The organism is Glycomyces sp. NPDC050141, assembly GCF_055586545.1.
Window position 1 is genome coordinate 44,401 of sequence record NZ_JBVJHZ010000028.1, and the last position, 22,239, is coordinate 66,639.

General features: G+C 70.7%; 15 protein-coding genes. 8 read left to right on the plus strand and 7 right to left on the minus strand.

Features of this window, described 5'->3' with window-relative positions; genetic code table 11:
* Position 1 precedes the first annotated feature (1 nt).
* The 3 genes from ACZ60M_RS17195 to rfbC are packed head-to-tail and all read left to right on the plus strand — an operon-like array spanning position 2 to position 4,569.
* Positions 2–1,915, plus strand: a complete 1,914-nt coding sequence (locus ACZ60M_RS17195; protein ID WP_465419150.1) for a glycosyltransferase family 2 protein — start codon at positions 2–4, stop codon at positions 1,913–1,915.
* Positions 1,912–3,945 carry a glycosyltransferase family 2 protein gene (locus ACZ60M_RS17200; RefSeq protein WP_465419152.1) on the plus strand — a complete coding sequence of 678 codons (2,034 nt, stop codon included), beginning with the start codon at positions 1,912–1,914 and terminating at the stop codon, positions 3,943–3,945. The genes ACZ60M_RS17195 and ACZ60M_RS17200 overlap by 4 nt, the downstream gene beginning before the upstream one ends.
* A gap of 30 nt (positions 3,946–3,975) precedes the next feature.
* Positions 3,976–4,569, plus strand: a complete 594-nt coding sequence (rfbC, locus tag ACZ60M_RS17205; RefSeq protein ID WP_465419154.1) for a dTDP-4-dehydrorhamnose 3,5-epimerase — start codon at positions 3,976–3,978, stop codon at positions 4,567–4,569.
* Here rfbC and ACZ60M_RS17210 read toward each other — a convergent pair whose 3' ends face one another.
* The 7 genes from ACZ60M_RS17210 to ACZ60M_RS17240 all read right to left on the minus strand — a co-directional run bounded on the left by ACZ60M_RS17210 (position 4,570) and on the right by ACZ60M_RS17240 (position 16,230).
* On the minus strand, positions 4,570–6,210 hold the full coding sequence (locus tag ACZ60M_RS17210; protein ID WP_465419156.1) for a glycosyltransferase family 2 protein: 1,641 nt from the start codon (positions 6,208–6,210) through the stop codon (positions 4,570–4,572).
* Between the two features lie 111 nt (positions 6,211–6,321).
* Positions 6,322–7,956, minus strand: a complete 1,635-nt coding sequence (locus ACZ60M_RS17215) for a glycosyltransferase family 2 protein (protein ID WP_465419158.1) — start codon at positions 7,954–7,956, stop codon at positions 6,322–6,324.
* Between the two features lie 126 nt (positions 7,957–8,082).
* The gene (locus ACZ60M_RS17220; RefSeq protein ID WP_465419160.1) at positions 8,083–9,654 is read right to left on the minus strand and encodes a glycosyltransferase family 2 protein; all 1,572 of its coding nucleotides are present in this window, start codon (positions 9,652–9,654) and stop codon (positions 8,083–8,085) included.
* Between the two features lie 162 nt (positions 9,655–9,816).
* A complete protein-coding gene (locus ACZ60M_RS17225; protein ID WP_465419162.1) occupies positions 9,817–11,463 on the minus strand; it encodes a CDP-glycerol glycerophosphotransferase family protein in 1,647 nt (548 codons plus the stop codon).
* Positions 11,463–13,550: a hypothetical protein gene (locus ACZ60M_RS17230; RefSeq protein WP_465419164.1), complete on the minus strand. Its 2,088-nt coding sequence runs from the start codon at positions 13,548–13,550 to the stop codon at positions 11,463–11,465. Before ACZ60M_RS17230 ends, ACZ60M_RS17225 begins: the two co-directional genes overlap by 1 nt.
* Before the next feature lie 43 nt (positions 13,551–13,593).
* Positions 13,594–15,075 (minus strand): D-ribitol-5-phosphate cytidylyltransferase, encoded by a 1,482-nt coding sequence (locus ACZ60M_RS17235; RefSeq protein WP_465419166.1) that lies wholly within the window; start codon positions 15,073–15,075, stop codon positions 13,594–13,596.
* 318 nt (positions 15,076–15,393) lie between these two features.
* Complete coding sequence (locus ACZ60M_RS17240) at positions 15,394–16,230, minus strand: DUF3109 family protein (RefSeq protein WP_465419168.1); 837 nt, start codon at positions 16,228–16,230, stop codon at positions 15,394–15,396.
* A gap of 78 nt (positions 16,231–16,308) precedes the next feature.
* On the opposite strand from ACZ60M_RS17240, the gene ACZ60M_RS17245 reads away from it, so the two are divergent.
* The 5 genes from ACZ60M_RS17245 (at position 16,309) to ACZ60M_RS17265 (ending at position 22,202) form a co-directional block, all read left to right on the plus strand.
* The gene (locus ACZ60M_RS17245; protein ID WP_465419170.1) at positions 16,309–17,109 is read left to right on the plus strand and encodes a sugar phosphate isomerase/epimerase family protein; all 801 of its coding nucleotides are present in this window, start codon (positions 16,309–16,311) and stop codon (positions 17,107–17,109) included.
* Between the two features lie 138 nt (positions 17,110–17,247).
* On the plus strand, positions 17,248–18,348 hold the full coding sequence (locus tag ACZ60M_RS17250) for a DegT/DnrJ/EryC1/StrS family aminotransferase (protein ID WP_465419172.1): 1,101 nt from the start codon (positions 17,248–17,250) through the stop codon (positions 18,346–18,348).
* 35 nt (positions 18,349–18,383) lie between these two features.
* Complete coding sequence (locus ACZ60M_RS17255) at positions 18,384–19,355, plus strand: Gfo/Idh/MocA family protein (RefSeq protein ID WP_465419199.1); 972 nt, start codon at positions 18,384–18,386, stop codon at positions 19,353–19,355.
* Between the two features lie 25 nt (positions 19,356–19,380).
* A complete protein-coding gene (locus tag ACZ60M_RS17260; RefSeq protein ID WP_465419174.1) occupies positions 19,381–20,664 on the plus strand; it encodes a nucleotide sugar dehydrogenase in 1,284 nt (427 codons plus the stop codon).
* Positions 20,661–22,202 carry a glycosyltransferase family 4 protein gene (locus ACZ60M_RS17265; RefSeq protein WP_465419176.1) on the plus strand — a complete coding sequence of 514 codons (1,542 nt, stop codon included), beginning with the start codon at positions 20,661–20,663 and terminating at the stop codon, positions 22,200–22,202. Before ACZ60M_RS17260 ends, ACZ60M_RS17265 begins: the two co-directional genes overlap by 4 nt.
* Positions 22,203–22,239: the final 37 nt, after the last annotated feature.

Genomic DNA, 22,239 nt, shown 5'->3' on the forward strand with positions numbered 1-22,239 from the left:
CTTGGCGATCAAGGTCAGCGTCGTCGTCGCCGTGCGCAACATCGGGGGTGACATCGACCGCAACGTGAAGTCGATGCTCGCCCAGACGCTGCCCGCCGACGAGTTCGAGGTGGTCTACGTCGACGACGGTTCGACTGACGATTCCGTCGAACGTCTGGAGAAGGCCGCCAAAGGGCGCTCGCACCTGCAGATCGTCCGCTCCGAGCACTCGGGTTCCTATGGCGCGCCCCGCAATCTCGGGCTCGACCGGGCCCGGGGCGAGTTCGTGCTGTTCGTCGATGACGACGACTCGCTGGGGCCGGACGCGCTGCGCCGCCTCTACGAGTTCGCCCACGTCAATGAGGCGGACATCGTGCAGCCGTTGCTCGTCAGCGGGTTCCCCGAGGCCGCGCACCCGGTGCTGCGGCACACGGCGAAGCGCGCCGGGCTCGGCGACTCCGACGTGGTGCGGGCCCTGTCGGGACACAAGCTGTTCCGCCGCTCGTTCCTCCACGATCATGGCCTGCGGTTCGACGAGGGCAAGCGGGTCCTGGAGGACTTCGCGTTCACCGCCGAAGCCTATTGCGCCACTGAGCGGATCGCGGTCTACGCCGACTACCCGGCCTACCAGTGGCGCAGCCGCCACCACGCCGTGCGCGGCGCGGGCGGCCTGCACGGCCGCGAGGCCTGGTTCGCCCACGTCTCGTCCATCATGGACACGTTTGCTTCCGGGCTCGACGGCGCGGCCCGCGACCGGGCCCTCGGCCGGGTCTACGAGGTCGAGGTCCACGACCAGCTGCTGCGCCGCATCGACTGGGTCGACTCCGCGCAGGGCTTCGACGCCTGGTACGAGGAGGCCCGCAAGGCCGTCGCCGCCCACATGCCGTCCACAGTGGGCGGCACGCTGGGCGTCTTCACCAGTGTTGCGAGCGCGCTGCTCGAACGCGGCGACCGCGACCGGCTCGCCGACTGGTACCGGCTCATGCGCTCGGTGCGGACCGCATCGCGGCTCGAACGCGCCGAATGGAATGCAAGCGGCGCACTGGAACTCGACGCGACCGCGCGTCTCGTCTGGGGGGACGGCGACGCGGTCCGCTTCGTGATGGAGGGCGACAGCGTCTTCCTCGACCCGTCGCTGGCGGAGCGGTTCGGCATCGACGCCGCCCTGCTCGACGTCACCGAAGAACTCTTGGCGCACACCGGCGCGCTGTCGATCGCGCACCGCGAGGACGGGCAGCGCTGGCCCTGTCCCGCCGAGCTCACGCTGACGCTTGTCGAGGACGCCGACGGACTCACTTCGGGCTTCAAGGTCTCCGGCTCGGTCCCGACCGAGGCGCACGAGGGCCGCGAGCGGCTCGCGCGCGGCCTGTGGGACGTCAGCATTGAACTGTCCGGCTTCGGGCTGTCCCGCAGCCTGCGGCTCGGTGCCGACCGCGCACCCGGCGCCGATGCGCTCGGTCCGGCCGTCCTCGGTTCGCCCGCGCGCGGCGTGATCCCGTTCTTCACCACCGCCACAGGCGAACTCACGGTCGACGTCGGCAAGAAGGCCCGGACCCTCTCGGGCCACCTGTCCGGCCGCGAGGTCGTCCGCTCCGGCCAGGCACTGCTGCTCGACGCGGCCACCGCGCCGAGTACCGCGAGCGTCGGCTCCAAACTGCTCGTCGAAGACGGCGCCGGAGACTGGTACGAGGTGCCGGTGTCCATGCGCCCCTTCGAGAACCGCTGGCGGCTTGAACTGCCCCGCACCGTCCCCGGCCTCGCGCCCGGCGACGGGCGGCTGTTCGCCCGCCTCGACCCGGGCGACGTGCCGCCCCTGCCGCTCGGTGCCGTGCGCATCGGCCGCGGTGGCGAGCTCGACCCGACCACTGCGTTAGCGCCGAGGCGCGGCGCCCAAGCCATTCCACTGCCATGTCAACGGAAGGACTCGAACCGATGACGGTGAAGGTCAGCGTGATCATCCCGGTCTACAACCCGGGCAAGTACATCGAACCCGCCATCGACTCGCTGCTGCGCCAGACGCTGCCCGCGTCCGAGTTCGAGGTGCTGTTCGTCAACGACGGCTCGAGCGACGACACCCCGGCGATGCTCGACAAGCTCGCCGCCGAGCACGCGCACTTCAAGGCCATCCACATCCCGAACTCGGGCTGGCCGGGCAAGCCGCGCAACGTCGGGGTCGACGCCGCGCTCGGCGAGTACGTGCAGTTCCTCGACCAGGACGACTACCTGGCCTCGGACGCGCTGCGCCGCCTGTACGACATGGGGCACCGCAACGGCTCGGACATCGTGATCGGCAAGGTCGCCTCGAACTTCCGCGGCGTTCCGCACGGCGTGTTCAAGGCCGACCGCGACAAGGTCGACCTGAAGACCTTCCCGCTGTACGACAGCCTCACCCCGCACAAGATGTTCCGCACGGCCTTCCTGCGCGAGAACAAGATCGCCTACCCCGAGGGCAAGCGCCGCCTCGAGGACCAGCTGTACATGATGGAGACGTACTTCCCCGCGAAGGTGGTCTCCATCCTCGGTTCGTACACCTGCTACTACTACTCCAAGCGCGACGACGGCAAGAACGCCGGCTCCGCGAAGCTCGTGCCCTCGGGCTACTACAAGAACCTCCGCGAGGTCCTCGACGTCGTCGTGGCGAACACCGAGCCCGGCGAGTACCGCGACAAGCTCCTGCGCCGCTTCTACCGCGTCGAGATGCTCGGCCGCATCTCCGAGCCCGCGATCCTGCGCTACGAGGACGACTACCGCGACGAGATGATCGACGAGATCCGGGCCCTCATGGCCGACTTCGTCACCGACGGCGTCCACGATGGACTCGGTGCGATCCAGCGGATGCGCTCGCAGCTGCTGCGCGCCGACGACCGCGAGGGCCTGATCCGCATCGCGCGCTTCTCGGCCTCCGTCAAGGCCGCGTCCCGCTTCGAGGACGCCGAGTGGACCGGCGACGGCCGCATGCGCGTCGCCCTCAGCGCCCACCTCACCCACGGCGAGGACGCCGAGCCGTTCGAGTTCCAGGAGAAGGACGGCCGCTACTACCTCGCGCCCGAGCTGACCCGCGAACTCCTCGGCTCGGACGAGCCGGTCGACGTCACCGACGAACTCGACGGGTTCGCCGCCGAACTCTCCCTGCGCAACAGGGAGACCGCGGTCGAGTGGCCCTGCCCGGCGACCTTCGTGGCCGAGCTCGACGAGGCCGGGGACGGCCGCAAGCGCGTCGTCCTGCGCGGCACCGGCTACCTGCCGACCGAGGCCGTCAAGGGCCGCGGGCGCCTCGGCAAGGGCATGTGGGACGTGTGGGCGCCGGTGCGCGGCCTCGGCGTGGTCAAGAAGGCCCGCATCGGGGCCGAGCGCGACAAGGCCCTCGACGCGAACTGCTTCCCGGCGCTGCTCGGATCGCCCGCGCGCCGCGTCATCCCCTACTTCACCGACCCGTACGGCAACATCACGCTCGACGTGAGCCGCGGCGCCCGCGACCTCTCGGAGGTCATGGCGGGCAAGCCGGTCCACCTCGCGAACGAGCACCCGGCCGAGCTGCGCCTGGAGATCTACACGTCCGCGCGCACCGCGCCGCGCGAGACCATGGTTGAACTGAGCTCAGCCGAGCTGTCCTCGGGTGAAGGCACGCACCGCTTCAAGGCCTCGCTCGTGCAGGCCCTGGACCGCGCGCACCTGCGCCTGCCGGGCAAGGTCCGCGGCGTCCCCGCGGGCGACTACGACCTGACCGCGCTGCTGACCAACCCGGAGAAGCCCGGCGTGCGCCTGTGCGGCGCCACTGTGGACGCCTCGGGCCGGCTCACGGTCACGGGCGTCGACCTGCTCGACCAGGCGATGCTCGCGGAGATCAGTGCGAAGCGCCGCAAGGACCTCCTCAAGCGGGCCGTCCGCTCCGTCGGCGTCCCGATCGCGCGCAAGCTCCCCGCCTCGGCGCGCAAGCGCCTGCGGGGCATCGCCGCCCGGCTGTGAACCGAATAACGAACCGGAAAGTGACTCCACATGCGACAGCTTGACATCCCGGGGGCGTGGGTCTTCGAGCCCAAGGTCTTCGGCGACAGCCGCGGCAGCTTCCACGAGTGGTTCAAGGCGCCCGCCTTCACCGAGGCCGTGGGCCACCCGCTGAACCTAGTGCAGGCGAACTGCTCGGTCTCCAGCAAGGGGACCCTGCGCGGCATCCACTTCGCGGACGTCCCGCCGAGCCAGGCCAAGTACGTCAAGTGCGTGCGCGGAGCCATCCTCGACCTCATCGTCGACATCCGCGTCGGCTCGCCGACCTTCGGGCAGTGGGAGCTCGTGCGCCTCGACGACCAGGACCACCACTCGGTGTACCTGTCGGAGGGCCTCGGGCACGGCTTCATGGCGTTGAGCGATGACGCCACGGTCGTCTACCTGTGCTCCGAAGGCTATGCGCCCGAACGCGAGCACGGTGTCAACCCGCTCGACCCCGCTATCGGGATCGAGTGGCCGGAAGGGTTCGAGCCGCTGCTGTCCGACAAGGACGCCGCGGCCCCGAGCCTGGCCGAAGCCGAGGCCCAGGGCCTGCTCCCGACGTGGGAAGCCTGCCAGGCGTACTACGCCGAGCTCAACGGCTAGTTAGACCTTCGAGGACCGCGCGCGCCGCGTGCGGTCCTCGCCCGGCTGCTGGGCCGGGATGCGCGTAGACGTGCCCCGGCCCGCGCCGATCCGCTTCCGGGCCGCCTCGGCTAGCCGCCGGGCGGTGAGGCGGCGGTCGGAACCGAGCATGAGCTGGTTGCCGCGCTTGGTGAAACCCTGTATGAGCTGCCACTGCCCGCTCTTGTCGCGGGCCTGCTGCGGTGCCGGGTGCCGCTTACCGTGCAACGGCCCGCCGAGGCGGGAGCCGAAATGCGCGCGCCGCTCCGCGCCGTCGACGCCGACCACGATCTCGAAGTACCAGTCGCCTTGGGTCGCACTGGAACCGCAGAACGCTTCGACGCCCGTCTCCAGCGTGAAATGCCCGTCCTCGTGTTCGAGGTCGAAGGCGTGCACCGCACCTGAGCGGCAGTGCACCGCTTCGAGCCGCAGCCGGATCAGGTCGCTCGGCACCGGCGCCAACCGCGCCGTCCCCTCGATCCGAAGATGCGAGCCGGTCAACTCGACCCGCTTGAGCCAGTGGCGGACCTCAAGGGAGGCACTGAGGTCGACCCACGGGCCCGGCCCGGTTCCGACCTCGCGGCCCGGCAGGCCGAGGTAGACGCGGCCGCCCCGGCCGGTGAACACCAGGTCGTCGGGGTGCGCGAGCGCCCACTCCAGCTCGTCGGCCAGGCCGTTCAGCACCAGCTGGTAGTACAGCTGCCGGGTGCGGCTCAGCAGGGCCGCCGCCCCGGGGGTGTACCAGAGCTGCGCCGCGTCCCGCAGTGCGCCGAAATGCCGTTGGCGCCCTTCAGGATCGGTCGCATTGGTGAAGCGCTTGAACTGGCTGTCGCCCTCGACCTCCCAATGCCGCTTCATCAGATAGTCCCGCTGCGGCCCGGCCGGGACCTTCGAGGCCACCAGCTCGGCCATCGCCAGCAGGAGCGGCTTGGGAGAGAACGCCCGCCCGCCCGGCGCCGGCGAGCCGCCGTGGGTGAGGTTGCCGCCGTCGTCGCGGTCCACGATGCAGTAGCAGTCGTAGTCGGCGACCACCGAGATGGCGCGGGCGTGGAAGTAGGCGTTGAACGTGAAGAACTGGTCCTCATCCCCGCGCCGGTCCTCCGGGAAGCGGATGCCGTGCTCCTCGAGCAGGCTGCGCCGGAACAGCTTCCAGGGCCCCAGAGTCCAGTAGACCCGCGACGAGTACAGGTCGGCGCGCGGCTGGGTCCGATTGAACATCGAAGCCGGGGGGACGCGCCCGCCCTCGCCCCGCATCTTGCCGAGCACGACGTCGGATTCCTGCTCCTCGGCCATGGCCACCATGCGTTCGAGGCCTTCGGTACCGAGGTGGTCGTCGGCGTCGAGGAAGAACACGTACGTCCCGCGCGCGAGTTCGAGTCCCCGGTTTCGCGGCACGCTCGGCGTACCGCTCGCCGCCTGGTGGAGCACCCGCACCGAACCGGGTTCAGCCGCCGCGAACGCGTCGAGCACGACGCCGCTGCCGTCAGTCGAGCCGTCGTCGACGGCGATCACTTCCATGCGGTCCATGCCGATCGACTGCTTGCGCAGCGACTCGATGCCCTTGTGCAGGTAGGGCATCGCGTTGTGGACGGGTATCACGACCGAGACGATGGGCGTTTCCATGGGCTGAACGGGCTCCGAATCCTCCAGGTCACCGCCTGAACGCGGTGACCTCTGAGGAGAACACTGGAAGCCGGTCCCGCCTGGAAACCGAACGGCGTGTCCGCCGAGCCGTTAAGAGGCGTCGACCCCTCGCGGAGCGGCCACGCGCGTTGCCGCCGCGCCCTTGTTGCGCGGCTTCATGAGGCGGGCCTTCACACGGCCCAGCTTGGACCGGCGGATCGCCGCCCGCGCGATGCGCTTCGCGGTGAAGCGCGGCTCGACGCTGAGAACGAGCTGGTTGCCCTTGCCGTAGTCCACCGCGAGGCGCTGAGCGCCGATCACAGCAGACGGGCGCGGGCGGGCCTTGCCCTGGAGCGGGCCGCCGAGGCGGGCGCCCAGGGGCGCGCGCCGCTCGGTCTCGCCGACCACGACGACGAGCTCGAACCGCCAGGTTCCCTTGCCCGCGTGGAGGAACTCGTCCCGTTCGAACTCGGCCGAGAAGTGGCCGTCCTCGTGGTCGAGGTCGACGGCGATGACTTTCCCGGCGGTGTGGACGGCTTCGAGCCGCAGCCGGATGAGGTCGGAGGGGACGGGCGCGATGCGGCCGGTCCCGTCGACGCGCAGCTTGTCTCCCGAGAGGCGGACGCCCTTGAGCCAGTGTCGGACGTCGAGGGAGTCGCTGAGGTCGACCCACGGGCCCGCACCGGGCGCGACCTCGTCCTCGTAGCCGGGAACCGTGACGTAAACGCGGTCGCCGCGCCCGGAGAACGCGAGGTCGCTCGGGTCGCGCAGGATGCGCAGCAGGTCGTCGAGCCGGTCGTCGAGGACCAGTTCGTAGTTGAGCCGCCGCCCGGGCGGGAGCAGCGCGGCCGAACCGGGGGAGTACCAGCGTTCGGCGAGGGTCCGGAGCGCCTCGAAGCGCTGCTGCCGGGACTCGTCGGTGGGGTCGCTGAGGAGCCGCCGGGTCTCGTTGAGGCCCTCGACCTCCCAGTGGCGCTTCATCAGGAAGTCCCGCTTCGGCCCCTCGGGGAGGAGGCCGCCCACGAGCTCGATGAGCAGCTGCAGGTGGGAGCCCTCGGACTGCTTGAAGTGCTCGGGGGCCTTCATGCCGCCGCTGGTGAGGTTGCCGCCGTCCTCGCGCAGCACCACGTAGTAGCAGTCGTACTCGCCGACCACGGAGATGTTGCGGGCGCGGATGTACCCCTCGATGGTGAACAGCAGGTCCTCGATGAACCGCCGGTCGGTGCGGAACCGCAGGTCGTGCTCTTCCAGCATCGAGCGCCGGAACAGCTTCAGGCACGGCAGGTTCCAGTACACGCGCGAGGAGTACAGGTCCGCGCGAGGCTGGTCGCGTTCGAACATCGAGCGGGCCACGCCCCGGCCGTTGACGCTCACGAGCTTGCCGAGCACGACGTCCGACTCGTTCTCCTCGGCCATGTCGACCATGCGCTCCAGGGCCTCGGTGCCCAGGTAGTCGTCGGCGTCGAGGAAGAACACGTACTTGCCCCGCGCGAGCTCGATCCCCTTGTTCCGGGGGACGCTCGGCGTGCCGCTGGCCTCCTGGTGGACCACCCGGACGGTGTCGGGGTCGGCCGCGGCGAACGCGTCGAGGGCCTCGCCGCTGCCGTCGGTGGAGCCGTCGTCCACGGCGATGACCTCGAGGCGGTCCTTGCCGATCGACTGTCCCAGCAGTGACTCGATGCCCTTGAGGAGGTAGGGCATCGCGTTGTGGACTGGAATGACTACTGAGACGATTGGTGTTGCCATGTGGGCTTCCGGGCTCCGTACCTTCGTTGGTGGGGGCATACTGCGGGGCGGCTATCGATGATAGCCGAAATTGCCTGATCAGACATGGTGGGGCGGGTCGCGAGTGGCGTGTGGCAGGGCCCCTGTTCAGCGCTGCGCGAGGGCCCGCAGGACCGAGCGCGCCTGGCCGCCGCAGCGCAACTGGAGGCCGCCGTCGGGCCCGAACCCGAGCTCGGCCCTGACCCGGCCGAGCCGGTCCCGCCAGCGCGGCATGAAGTGCACGCGCACGCGCCGGTAGCGGCGCATGGGGCCGCCGAACCGCACACCGAAGGGCACGGTGGTCTCGTAGCCGCCGACGGCGATGGCGAGGTTCACGGCCCACGCGCCTTCGGCCTCGCCGATCGGGCCGATCGCGTCGTGCAGGTCGATCTCGGTGGTGAACTTGCCGTCGTTGTGCGGTGCGGGGATGCGGTGGGTCTCGCCGGTGCCGGGGGGGACGAGCTCCAGGTGGAGGGTGAGGCGGTCGGAGGGGATGCCGTCGAGTCGTCCCGTGCCGCGGAGCTTCAGGGCGGTGCCGTTCGTGCCGACCTCGTCGAGCCATTGGAGGACCGGGATGCCGTCGGTGACCTCGACCCAGGGCCCGGGGGTGCTGTCGCCCTCGGCGAGGGCGTCGGGGCCGCGGCCGGGGAGGGCGACCCAGAGGCGTCCGTCGCCGCCGACGAGGTCCAGCTCGTCCTTGCGGCGGCGGGCTTCGACGGCTTCTTCGAGGGTGCCGGTGAGGATGAGGTGGTAGGCGAGGCGCACGTCGGCGTGGAGGCGCGGGGCGATGGCGGGCGTGTACCAGCGCTGGAGGAGCTCGCGGAGCTTCTCGAAGTGGCGGCGCTGCTCATCGCCGCGCAGGCGCACGAGGCGGCCGAGTTCGTTGGGGCCCTCGACTTCCAGGTGGCGCTTCATGAGGTAGTCGCGCTTGGGCCCGGCGGGGACCGTGGCGCCGACGAGCTCGGTCATGAGCTCGAACGTGGTCTGCCAGTTGAAGCTGTTGGTCTTGGGGAGCTTCATGCCGCCGCGCGTGAGGTTGCCGCCGTCGTCGCGTTCGACGATGTGGTAGCACTCGTAGCGGGAGACGACGGAGATGTTGCGGGCGCGGTAGTAGGCGTTGAAGGTGAAGACCTGGTCCTCGCCGGTGCGGCGGTCGATGGGGAAGCGGATGCCGTTGTCCTCGAGGAGGCTGCGGCGGAAGAGCTTCCAGGGGCCGAGGGTCCAGTAGACGCGGGAGCTGTAGAGGTCGGCGCGGGGCTGGTCCTCGTGGAACATCGAGCGGGGCGCGCCGCGTCCGCCGTGGCCGACGACCTTGCCGAGGACGACGTCGGACTCGTTGGCTTCGGCGGCCTTGACCATGAGCTCGAGGGCGCGGTCGCCGAGGTAGTCGTCGGCGTCGAGGAAGAACACGTACTCGCCGCGCGCGAGGTCGACGCCCCGGTTGCGGGGGGCGCTGGGGCCGCCGGTGGCGTCCTGGTGGTGGACGCGGGCGAGGTCGGGGTGGGCGGCGGCGAAGGCGTCGAGGGTGTCGCCGCTCCCGTCGGTGGAGCCGTCGTTGATGGCGATGAGTTCGATGTTCCTGACGCCGATGCTTTGCCGCATAACGGAGGCCAGTGCCTTGTGGAGGTAGGGCATGGCGTTGTGCACCGGCATGATCACTGACACGACTGGCGTTCTCACGTCGCTCCGTACGTTGCTCGGGGGCGGCCCGGGGTTTCGAAGGCCTGTAGAGCATACGCGCGAGCACCCCCGGAAGGTTGCATGCGGAGGCGCGGGTCGCACGGGATTTCGGCTGGTCCGCGGCTCGCGGATCGCCTAATGAAGACGGTCTATATGCAGAGGTCAGTCGCGGTATTCGCGACGCGCGGCGGCGAGGAAGCCCTCTACGGCCGCTTCGCCCGAGGCGTCCCCGAGGAAGTACTCTCGGGTCTCTTTCCGTTGGGGCGCTTTGGAATCGGTGACGAGTAGTTCGTCGAGGACGGCTCCGATATTGGACGCGTCACTGTCGAGCCGGTAGGCGCCCTTGGCGATCCAGGCCTCGTCGGCGAAGCGCTCGCCGAGGCCGCCCATGTCGGTGACGGCGAAGGGCCGGTCGGAGGCGATCCAGTCGGTGGCGACGCCGCTGACGTCGCACACGGCGATGTCGGCGGCGTTGACGCAGTCGACGAGCCCGACGTTGCCGGTGGCCTGGGAGCCCCAGAGGTGGGCGCGGCCGGTGCGTTCGGCGTCGTCGGCGAGGAGCCGTTCGATCTCGTCGAGGTGGCGGGCGGCGGCGAGGTTGAACCGCGTGTAGGGGTGGGCGCGCATGATGACGGCGAGGTCGCGGCCGAGGGCCGCTTCGATGATCCGCTTGCCGATGGCGAGCGAGGAGTAGTCGAACTCGCTGGTGAGCCCGGTCCACGTGGGGGCGTAGAGGAGTACCTGCCGCGGGCCGGAGGCGGTGCGCGGCCCGGTGTGGACGGCGGCGAGCTGGGGGCGGCCGACCTTCGTGAAGTGGAGGTCGAGCCCGTGCGCGCGGTAGCGGTCGACGGCGGCCTGCCCGGCGACGAACACGGTGTCGTAGATCGCGGTGACCTTGTTGAAGCTGGAGGCCTTGTCGGACTCGCCGTGGAACAGCTGCAGGTGCTTGAGGTGCCCGAAGCGCACGAGGTGCGTGTTCAGCGCGGAGCCGTTGACGTAGAACGCGGCCTTGACGCTCGGCACGAGCAGCCGTTCGAGCTCGGACATCGACGGGGCGACGATGATCGGCGCCTCGGTGCGGCCCTGTAGCTCTGGGAGGTGGGTCTTCTCGCGGGCGACGATCGCGTACGGGTCGCCGAGCCGGTCGAGGAACGGCAGCCACATCTCGAGCTGGTAGGCCGATCCGGGCGGGCCGGAGAAGTGGACGATGAACGCGGGTTCGAGCGTTTCGAGCGCGTCGATGACGGCGCCGTCCCCGGCGTGTGCCGAACGGCGCCTTCGCAGGAGCGCCCCGGCGGCACCGGCCCCGGCCGCACCGGCGGTGGCGATCGCGGCGGCGGCCGCGAGCCAGAGCGGCAGTGCCGCGCCGGTCGCGAGCGATGCGGCGGCCGCGAGCGCGAGGGCCCCGCCGCCGATGCTGACGGCCTCGCCCATGACGCGCGGCGTGAACCAGGCGCGGTCGCGTTTGACGTCGAGGTTCGCGGTGGTCATATGGCCGGTCGCGACGGCGACCGCGAGCAGCGGTTCGAAGCCGACGACGGCGATGAGCGCCCCGGCGGCGATCGCGGCCGGGAGCGCGTCCTGCTGCGCCGCAACGATGCCGATGGCCGCGAGGGCGGTGCCGCGCGCGAACCGGTCCCGGTCGGGCCCGAGGTCGCGGTGGGCCCGCCACTCGAGGATCAAGGCGGCGGTTGCGAATGCCCATGCCGCCCAAGGCGTCCAGCTCCATGGGAGGAGCGCGGCCGCGATGGCGAGGGCGGCGAGGCCGGTCGTCGCGGTGCGGGCGAGGAGCTTGCGGAGCAGGCCCATCACTCGACGCTGGTCTCGGCGGGGGCCGGGTCCGGGGCGATGATCTCGGTGGCCTCGTCGGTAGACGTCTCGGCGTCGTGGCTGGCGGCGGCCTCGTCGGCGGTGGCGGTCTGCGCGCGGTTGCGCTGCTCGGCCCGGTCGCCCAGGTCGCGGGCGGCCGCGTTGAACCGCTCCTGCGAGGAAGGCTCGTCGGGGCCGAGGAGGTACGTCTTCAGCTCGGTCCGGTCGCCCGCGAGCGGGTCGGCCTCGGGGTCGCGGACGGCGGCGAGCAGCTCGCCGAGGCCGTCGGCGGCCGGGTCGAGGATGTACGCGGCGCGCACAGCGGTGTTGGCGGCCTTGAAGGCCTTCTCGCCGACCCCGGCCGAGTCGACGACCGCGTACGGCTTGCCGCTGGCGATGAAGTCGGAGACGACCGAGGAGATGTCGGAGACGAGCGCGTCGGCCTCGTTGAAGCAGTCGTACACGTTCGGCTGCGCGCCGGTGACGACGAGGTGCCGGTTCGCGGGCTGCGCGGCCCAGTACGCATCGGTCCAGGTGCGGGCGGTCCCGCGTTCGGCCTCGACTTCCTCAGGTGCGGTGACGGCGTCGCGAGACGACGCCGCATCTGTCCACTTGAGACCGGCGGCGTCGGCGTCGACCTGGCCCGGCGGCGCCGGGACGGCGGCGAGGGGGACCGCGCCGGAAGCCTGGTTCGCGGCCTCGATGAGGGCTTTGATGCGCAGGTCGGCGGCGCGGGCCTTGGCCGAGCGCGTGCCGGTGAACGGGTGCGGCTTGTAGACCACGCGCACGGGCGGCTCGGCTTCGAGCAGCGCCTTCACGATGATCTCGCCTTGCACGATCACGGAGGTCGTGCCCGGCTCGTCCGTCCAGTTCTCCCAGGTCGGCGCGTACAGCACGGTGGGGATGTCGCGCCCGGTCGGCTCGGTCGAGATGCCGTCGAGCTGCGGCCGCCCGACCTCGGCGACGTCCTCGTCGCGGACGCCGACGTCGGCGAGCGCCCAGCGGTCGCGCCCGGCCTTCCCGGCGGTCCACAGCTCGTCGTAGGCCTTGCCGAACGGGTTGATGCTGGCGACCTTGTCGCTGTCGCCGTGGCCGATGAACGCGTGCTTCATGGTCGGTACCCGCAGCAGGTGCAGGTTCTTGCCCACGTGCGCCGGGTACAGCGCCACGCGCACCGTGGAGAAGTCCATGTTCATGAGGTCGACCGCGCTGGGCACCACGAGCACCGGCACCGAGGTGCGGGCCAGGTCGGGCATGGAGTGCATCTCGCGCAGGATCACCAGCGGGCGTTCGCCCTCCATGCGCTCCAAGGTCTCCAGCCACATGTTGACCTGGTACGTCGCGTCCTTCGTGCCGGAGAACGAGAGCGCCACGGTCGGCTGGTAGCCCTCGCGCAGCCACCGGTTGAGCCACGACATGGCCTTCCCGGGGCTCGGCACCTGGTGGAACGGGCCCGCCCAGACGCTGAGCACGGCCAGGTACCCGAGGGCGGCCGCGAACGTGACGGCCGCGCCGATGTACCCGGGCGTGTTCGTGAGCGTGAACGAGGAGACCACGAGCCCGGCCACGAGCGGCACGTCCGTGTGGAGGACCTTCTCGCCCGCGCGGTTCTCGAGCCACGTCGGCGGCGCGTCCGAGATCTTCAGGGACGTCATGTCGATGTTGCGCGAGGCGAACGGCAGGGACCGGCTCTTGCGGACCATCGCGGTCAGGCCGCCGTGGAGGACCTGCACGGCCACGAGCGCGACGAACGCGAGCGTGGCGAGCAGGACCGACCGGTAGCTCAGGCCGTGCGAGCCCGCGAGACGGCTGACCAGCAGGATCACCAGGAGCTGGCGCACCAGGAACCGGTTGGAGATGCCGAAGCGCAGCTGCCGCAGCCGGATGATCAGCTCGTTGTACCGGCTGTGGAGCACGATGTCGGTCGCGTAGGAGACGACGAGCGCGGTGGCGAACGCCGCCGGGGACGGCATGAGCGCGGCGATGAGCATTGCCGGGTAGGTCAGGAGCATGAGCCCGGTGAGTCCGAGCCCGGTACGCCCGGCCTCCTGGACCGCGGTGCTGTTCCACAGTGCGCGCATGGACATGAGTCGCTTCGGTTTCCTGTCTGGTGTGTCCGGGCGGGACGGGCTATTCGATGCCGGTGTCGAGGACCCGGGCGATGGCCTGCTCGAACCCGCCGGTGGTCGGGTCGTCGCGGCGCACGTCGATCACCGCGCCGTTGAGGGCCGAGAGCAGCACGTCGAGGGACGTGCGGGCCACGGTCTCGGAGGCGAGCAGCGTCTCGGGGTTCTCCGAGCCGAACGCCTTGGTGCGCATGGGGGTCGCGGTGCGCTCGGGGTTGACGCAGTTGACCTGCACGCCCTCGTCGCTCCACTCCTCGGCGAGCGCCTGGGTGAGGTTCACCATGGCGGCCTTGGTGGAGGAGTAGAGGCTGTAGTCGCGGCGGCCCCGCGTGTAGCTGGAGGACGTGTAGAGCAGCAGCTGGCCCTGGGTGGCGGCCAGGTACGGGTAGGCGGCGCGGGCGATCTGCACGGGCGCGAGGTAGTTGACCTTGAACGTCTGGTCGATGTCCTCCTGGGAGGTCTCGTTCAGGCGTCCGATCTGGAGGATGCCGGCGGTGTTGACGACGTAGTCGACGCGGCCGGTCTCGCTGTGGGCGGTCTTGAGGGCCGCTTCGACCTCGTCGGGGTCCTCGACGTGCGTGCCGGTGGTGGAGCGGCCGAAGCGGAAGACGTCGGCGCCGTAGGACTCGGCGAGGTCGGCGAGGTCGGCGCCGATGCCGTAGGAGCCGCCGAAGACGACGAGGGTCTTGCCGGTGAGGCGCTCGCGGTAGGAGGCCTCGTCGGGGGAGGGCACCGCGGTCGACGCGAGCTGGAACAGCTTGTCGGCGATGTACAGGTCGACGGGCTGGGTGACCTTCATGTTCCACTCGTCGCCCGCGACCACGTGGATCGGGACGCTCGGCAGGTACTTGAGGACCACGGAGCAGTCGTCGGTGGCCTCGAACTGCGGGTCCTTGTCGGCGGCCTCGTAGGCGGCGCGGATGGTCGCGAGGGAGAACGCCTGCGGGGTCTGGCCGCGGCGCAGGCGGGCGCGGTCGGGCACGTCGGTGATGAACTCGCCGTCGTCGCCGTGGGTGCGGGTGACGATGACGGTGTCGGAGGAGGGGATGGCGACGTCGACGGCGTCGTACCGGTCGAGCGCGGCGACGGTCTCGGCGATGACGCGGCGCGAGATGAGCGGCCGGACGGCGTCGTGGAAGACCAGGCGGTGGCGCTCAGAAGCTTCGGGGCGGCCCTCGATGTGCGCGATGGCGGCCTTGGTCGAGTCGGAGCGGGTGCTGCCGCCGGGGATGACGTCGGCGACCTTCTGGAGCCCGGCCTTGGCGATCATGGCCTTGACCTCGTCGATGTACCCCTCGGCCATGAGGACGAGGATGTCGTCGATCTCGTCGGCCGCCTCGAACGCCTCGAGGGTGTGCAGGATCACGGGCTTGCCGGCGATCTTGATGAGCTGCTTGGGGATGCTCAGCCCGACCCGCTGGCCGGTGCCGCCCGCCAGGACCACCGCGGTGGTTCCCGGGCGCCGGCTCTCTCCGTGACTCGACAAGTCAAGTCCTCCTCTGCTGTGCGGCCCGGCATCTGGAGCGGCCGGAAGCCGACGTGAACGGTTGCTGCTGGACGGCCACGCGGAGCGACCGCTTCGGGACGGCCCGCGGGTGCGGTCGGGCCTGTGGATCGCGAGCTGGGGCGGCCGGGAGGTGCCGGAATCGGCGGCCCCGGGTCGCCGTGGATTTTAGCATCGAGACGATGTCCGTTTTCCCGGATGTTGCCGCGAATTTACTCCGTCGCACGGTTGTCCGACACGACGCGCCGCCGGAGCCGAGAACAGGCTCACAGCGGGGTCGCGGAAAGGGTGCAGCGGGCCTCAGAGGCGGACGGGCATGCCCAGGGTGGTCGAAGCCTTCACGGTGGCCGGGTGGGGCGCGACCAGGCCGAGCTTCGCGCGGGCGTCGCACAGGTCGGCGAGCTTCTCGTAGGCGCGCGGGCCGAGCAGCTCGGTCAGCTCCACCGCATAAGAGAGGTATACAGGCTCCGAGGCGGTGTGCGCGGTCGGCGACGAGGTGCACCACCAGTCGAAGTCGTGCCCGCCGGGGCCCCACGAGGCCCGGTCGAACTCGGTGATGAGGGTGACCGACACGTCCGTGCCGTCGGCGCGGTGCTCGGTCTTGAAGTCGCGCTTGACCGGCAGCTGCCAGCACACCTCGGGCTTGTACGTCATCGGGTGGACGCCGTCGCGCATGGCCTGCTGGTGCAGCGCGCACCCGGCCCCGGCCGGGAAGCCCTCGCGGTTGTGGAAGACGCACGCGCCGTCCACAACGGCGGTCTTCTTCGCAGGTTCTTCTTCGCCGTCCTCGTTCTCGAGGGTGTCGTCGACGATGGTGTCCTTCCACCGCCGGTGCAGCTGCCACGTCTCGGGCGTCAGCTTCTTCACGATCTGCTTGGTGCGCTTGACGTCGTCCTCGTCGGTGTAGAACGCGCCGTGCAGGCAGCAGCCGTCCGCGGGCTGGTCGGCCTCGATACCGGGGCAAACGCCCTTCGCTCGGTTGCCTGCCGCTGTGCCTGTTGATTCGCCTCCGGCGAAGATACAGCCCCAGCGCGACAGCAGCCAGGTGAGATCGGCCCGGACCATCGTCTCGGGGTCGTCGGGATCGAGGAACTCCACCCATTCGCGGTCGAAGTCCTGCGCCACCTCGTCGGTCATCCCGCAAAGGTACCCGCACGCGGGAGCCTCGCACGGGACGCGCGCCCGGGATCCGACTTACGGCGTACCCTGGACCCCGTGACCCAGTCCGTCCCGGTTCTGCTGTCGACCACCTCCGTCTACCCGGAGCCCACCGCCGTGGGCTTCGAGCTCGCCGCCGAGCTCGGATACGACGGCGTCGAGCTGATGGTCTTCACCGACCGGGTCTCGCAGGACCCGGCGGCGGCCGCGAGCCTCGCCAAGCACTACGGCGTGAAGATCGGCGCGGTCCACGCCCCGTGCCTGCTCGTGACGCAGCGCGTGTGGAGCTCCGACCCGTGGACGCGCCTGCGCCGCTCGGTGCAGGCCGCCGAGTACCTCGACTCGCCCGTGGTCGTCATCCACCCGCCGTTCTCCTGGCAGAAGGACTACGCCTCGAAGTTCTCCACGGTCCTCGACGGCCTCCGGGCCCGCTACCCGCACGTCGAGATCGCCGTCGAGAACATGTTCCCGCTCAAGCTCGGCAAGCGCAAGCTCGTGCCCTACCGGCCCCACTGGGACCCGACCCGGCACGGCTACGAGTCCTACACGCTCGACCTCTCCCACTGCGCCGCCTCAGGCGCGGACGCGATCGCGATGGCCGAGCGCATGAGCAAGGGCCTGAGGCACATTCACCTCTGCGACGGCACCGAGCCCGGCTCGGACCAGCACCTCGTACCCGGCCGCGGCACCCAGCCGTGCGCCGAACTCCTCGGCTCGCTCGGAGCGTCCGATTGGGAGGGTTCGATCACCGTTGAGGTCAACACCCGCAAGAGCGGCAACAGGACTCGCCGCGCCGAAGACCTCTACGAATCCGTGAAGTTCGCCCGCGACGCGCTCAACGCGGGCAAGCGTCCGTGAACACCGCCGCCTGACGGCATTTTCCCGACATCGATGTTCCACTGCTTAGTCCGGTGGCGTTCCCTCCGATGTAACCCTGGCCTGGTTTAGATAACGGTGCGAAAGACGCCGTCGTCGACAGGAAGCAGGCGCGATCGGATGCGAAGTGAACTCGGGGTCATCCCCCCGGCCAAGCCGCACATCGGCGAAGCCGAGATCGAAGCGGCCGTCGCGGTGCTGCGCAGCGGCATGGTCGTGCAAGGGCCGGAGGTCGCCGCGTTCGAGGCGGGCTTCACCGCCGTCGCCGGCACCGCCCACTGCGTCGCCGTCAACTCCGGCACCTCCGCGCTGCAGCTCGCGCTGCTGGCCATGGGCATCGGCCCCGGCGACGAGGTCGTCGTACCGTCGTTCTCCTTCGCCGCCAGCGCCAACGCCGTCCGCCTCGTCGGCGCCGACCCGGTGTTCGCCGACATCGACCCGGCGAGCTACAACCTCGACCCCGCCGCGGTCGAAGCCCTCATCGGGCCCAAGACCGTCGCGATCATGCCGGTCCACCTGTACGGCAACCCCGCCGACATGACCCGGATCATCGCCATCGCCGAGAAGCACGGCCTCGCGATCATCGAGGACGCCTGCCAGGCCCACGGCGCGGCCATCGCCGATCAGCCCGTCGGCTCCTTCGGCAAGGCCGGGACCTTCAGCTTCTACCCGACGAAGAACATGCACGCCCTCGAAGGCGGCATGGTCTCCACCGACGACGCCGCGTTCGCGCGCACCCTGCGGCTCCTGCGCAACCAGGGCATGGAGGCGCGCTACCAGAACGAGATCGTCGGCGCGAACATGCGCATGACCGACGTGTCCGCCGCGATCGGCCGCGTCCAGCTCGGCCAGCTCGAAGGCTGGACCGAGGCCCGCCGCGCCAACGCCGCCCGCCTCGACGCGGCCCTCAAGGACCTCACCGCGGTCGTCGCGCCCCCCGTGGCCGAAGGCGCCCGCCACGTCTACCACCAGTACACGGTCCGCATCCCCGGCGACCGCGACCGGGCGCAGGCGCTCCTGTCCGAGGCGGGCGTCGGCTCGGCCGTGTACTACCCGACGCCGATCCACCGGCTCGCCCCGTACGTGCACCTCGGCGCGGACCTCCCCGAGACCGACCGGGCCGCCGCCGAAGTGCTGTCTGTCCCGATCCACCCGTCCCTCACCGACCTCGACCTCGACCGCGTCGCCGAGGCCCTTACCGGATTGGAGGGACGCCTGTGAGCACGCTCCGAGCGGGCCTGATCGGCCTGGGCGCCATGGGCCGCAACCACGCCCGCATCCTCGGCGGCCTCGACGGCGTCGACCTCGTCGGCATCGCCGACCCGGTCGCGGACGGCTCCGCCGTCCCCTCCGGCGCGAAGATCGTGCCCCAAGTCGATGACCTCATCGCACTCGGCCTGGACTACGCGGTCGTCGCGTGCCCCACGGCCTACCACGAACCGGTGGGCCTCGCGCTCGCCGAAGCCGGCGTGCACGCCCTCATCGAGAAGCCGCTGGCGCACACCGCGGAAGCGGCCCGCCGCCTCGCCGAGGCGTTCGAGTCGCGCGGCCTCGTCGGCGGGGTCGGCCACATCGAACGGTGCAACCCGGCGATCATCTCGCTGCGCGAACGCCTCGAATCCGGCGAGCTGGGCGAGATCCTGCAGGTCGTCACCCGCCGCCAGGGCCCGTTCCCGCACCGCATCGCCGACGTCGGGGTCGTCAAGGACCTCGCGACGCACGACATCGACCTGACCTCCTGGGTGACCGGGCAGTCGTACCGGTCGATCTCGGCGAGCACCGTGTCGCGCTCGGGCCGCGAGCACGAGGACCTGGTCTCGGCGATCGGGCGCCTGTCGGGCGGCGCGATCGCGAACCACTCCGTGAACTGGCTGAGCCCCTTCAAGGAGCGCACGGCCGTCGTCACCGGGGACAAGGGCTGCTTCATCGCCGACACGCTGACCGCCGACCTGACGTTCTACGCCAACGGCGTCGTCGACACTGAGTGGGAGGCCCTGCGGGCCTTCCGCGGCGTGTCCGAAGGGGACATGGTGCGGTACGCGATCCGCAAGCGCGAGCCGCTGCTGGTCGAGCACGAGCACTTCCGCGACGCCGTGCTGGGCGCCGACACCGACATCGTGGGCCTGCGCCAAGGCCTGGCCACGGTGGAGGTCTCCGAGCAGATGCTGCTGTCGGCCGAGACCGGCTCGACGGTGGCGCTGGCCGACGCCGCTCCCGCCGGTATCTGAAATCGAAACCGAGAGATTGGATCACATGAACATCTGCGTGGTCGCCCTGGGCAAGATCGGGCTGCCGCTGGCGGTCCAGTTCGCCTCGAAGGGCCACAAGGTCGTCGGAGCCGACGTCAACCCGGCGGTGGTGGAGGCGGTGAACGCCGGGCGCGAGCCGTTCCCGGGGGAGCACCGTCTCGGCGAGCTCATGGGCGCGGCCGTTGATGCCGGGACCCTCAAGGCCACCACTGACACTGCTGCGGCCGTCGCCGAATCGGACGCGGTCGTGATCGTCGTGCCGCTCTTCGTGGACGCCGGCGGCACGCCCGATTTCGGGTGGATGGACGCGGCGACCGAGGCGGTCGCGGCGGGGCTGCGCCCGGGGACGCTCGTGTCGTACGAGACGACGCTGCCGGTGGGCACGACCCGCGGGCGCTGGGCGCCGATGCTGGAGGCCGGTTCGGGTCTCAAGGCGGGCAGGGACTTCCACCTGGTCTTCAGCCCCGAGCGGGTGCTGACGGGCCGCGTGTTCGCGGACCTGCGCCGCTACCCGAAGCTCGTGGGCGGTATCGACGAGGCGTCGGCGAAGGCCGGTGTCGCGTTCTACGAGTCGGTGCTGGACTTCGACGAGCGCACGGACCTGGCTCGTGCGAACGGCGTGTGGGACCTGGGTTCGGCCGAGGCCTCCGAGATGGCGAAGCTCGCCGAGACGACCTACCGGGACGTCAACATCGGCCTGGCGAACCAGTTCGCTCGCTTCGCGGACCGCGAGGGCCTGGACGTCATGAAGGTCATCGAGGCCTGCAACTCGCAGCCGTACAGCCACATCCACCTCCCCGGCATCGCCGTCGGCGGCCACTGCATCCCGATCTACCCGCAGATGTACCTGTGGAACGACCCCGAGGCGACGGTGGTGCGAGCGGCCCGCGAAGCGAACGCGGCCATGCCGTCGTACGCGGTCGACGTGCTCGCCGCCGCCTACGGCGACCTCGCGGGCGCAAACGTCCTCGTTCTTGGTGCGGCCTACAGGGGTGCGGTCAAGGAGACCGCGTTCTCGGGCGTGTTCCCGCTCGTGGAGTCGCTGCGCGCCAAGGGCGCCGTGCCGTTCGTGTCCGACCCGATGTACTCGGTCGAGGAGCTGGAGCGCGAGGGCCTGCCCGCGCACCGCGGCGAGCCGGTGACGGCCGTCGTCGTCCAGGCCGACCACGCCGAGTACCGCGCGCTCGCGCCGGAGGACTTCCCGGAGGCGCGCGTCCTGCTCGACGGGCGCCGCGTGACCGATCCCGAACGCTGGCAGGGCGTCCGGCACCTGGTGCTCGGCGCATGAGCACCGGGACGAAGCAGCCCGGCCCGCTCGGCCCCCGGCCGGAGGGCGCGCCCGGGCGCGTCGTCATGGTCGTCGCCAACCAGATCGACGGCGACTCGCGGGTGCAGAAGTCCGCGCAGTCCATGGCCGAGAACGGCTGGGAGGTCCACCTCGTGGGCCTCACTACCACCAAGCACCAGCACTACCGGCAGGGCGACGTCGAGTACCACAAGATCCAGGTGCCGAAGATGAACGCGCCCAAGAGCCTGCGCAACCGGCTCTCGCGCCTGCGGTACCCGCTCGCGTACCCGAGTTCCCTGCGCGCCAACCACCGCCAGACCCGCATCAAAGTCGAGCGGATCGAGCTGGAGGCGAGCCGCGACGAGGCGGGCCGCGGTGGGCACGACGGCCTGCTGCGCGTCCCGCGCCTGGCCCGGCGCTTCGGCCGCAAGGTCCAGCGGTTCTGGATCGGCCGCCGCATCGACCAGACCCGCGCCCGGGCCCGGTCGCTGGAGGCCGACGACCGGTTCCTGGCCCGGCTCTCGCGCCGCTGGTGGGTCCTGCTGCTCGGCGACCGCGTCTGGCGCAAGCTCGACTTCGACGCGATCCGCATCGAGGCGGCCCTGCGCCCGGAGATCCTCCGGCTCGAACCGGACCTGGTCCACGCCCACGACATGATCCCGGTCGGCATGTGCGCCCGTGCGGTGCTGGCGTTGCGGCGCAAGGGCAAGCAGGTCAAGTTCCTGTACGACGCGCACGAGTTCGTGCCCGGCTGCGACTCGCTCCCGGCGAACCGCCTCGAGTCGATGACGCGGTACGAGCGCCGCTACATGCCGTACGCCGACGCCGTCGTCACCGTCTCCGGGCCGCTCGCCGAACTGCTCCAGGAGCGCCACGGCCTCGATCAGCTCCCCACGGTGGTCCTCAACGCGCCGCTCGCCGCCGACGCCTCCCGGCCCGACCCCGGGAACGTCCGCGACACGTGCGGGCTCGACGCCGAGACGCCGCTGGCGGTCTACTCCGGCTGGGTCGCACCGGAACGCAAGATCGAGACGATCATCGAGGCCGCCCGGCTCATCCCCGAGCTGCACGTCGCGTTCCTGACGAGCCGGCCGAACGACCCGTACTTCAAGTCGCTCGTCGCGCTCGGCGAGGAGTACGGGATCGAGGACCGCCTGCACTGGCTCGACTACGTCGCCTACGCGGACCTGCCGCGCTACCTGTCGTCTGCCGACATGGGCATCCACCCGATGGAGGCCGGGCCGATCAACCACGAGATCGCGCTGCCGAACAAGTTCTTCGAGTACAGCCACGCGCACCTGCCGCTGGTCGTCTCCGACGTGAAGACCATGGCCGCCGAGGTCCGCCGCCTCGGCAACGGCGAGGTCTTCACCTCCGGCGACATCGGCAGCCTCGTCGCGGCCGTCGAGAAGGTCCTCGTCGACCCCGACTCGTACCGGGTCGCCTACCAGGACGAGGCCCTCATGGCCGAGTACACGTGGGAAGCGCAGATCGGCCAGTACACCGGCCTGTACGAAGAGCTGATCGGCAAGCCGTAAGCAAGAGCAAAGGCCCGGGTGCGAACCCGGGCCTTTC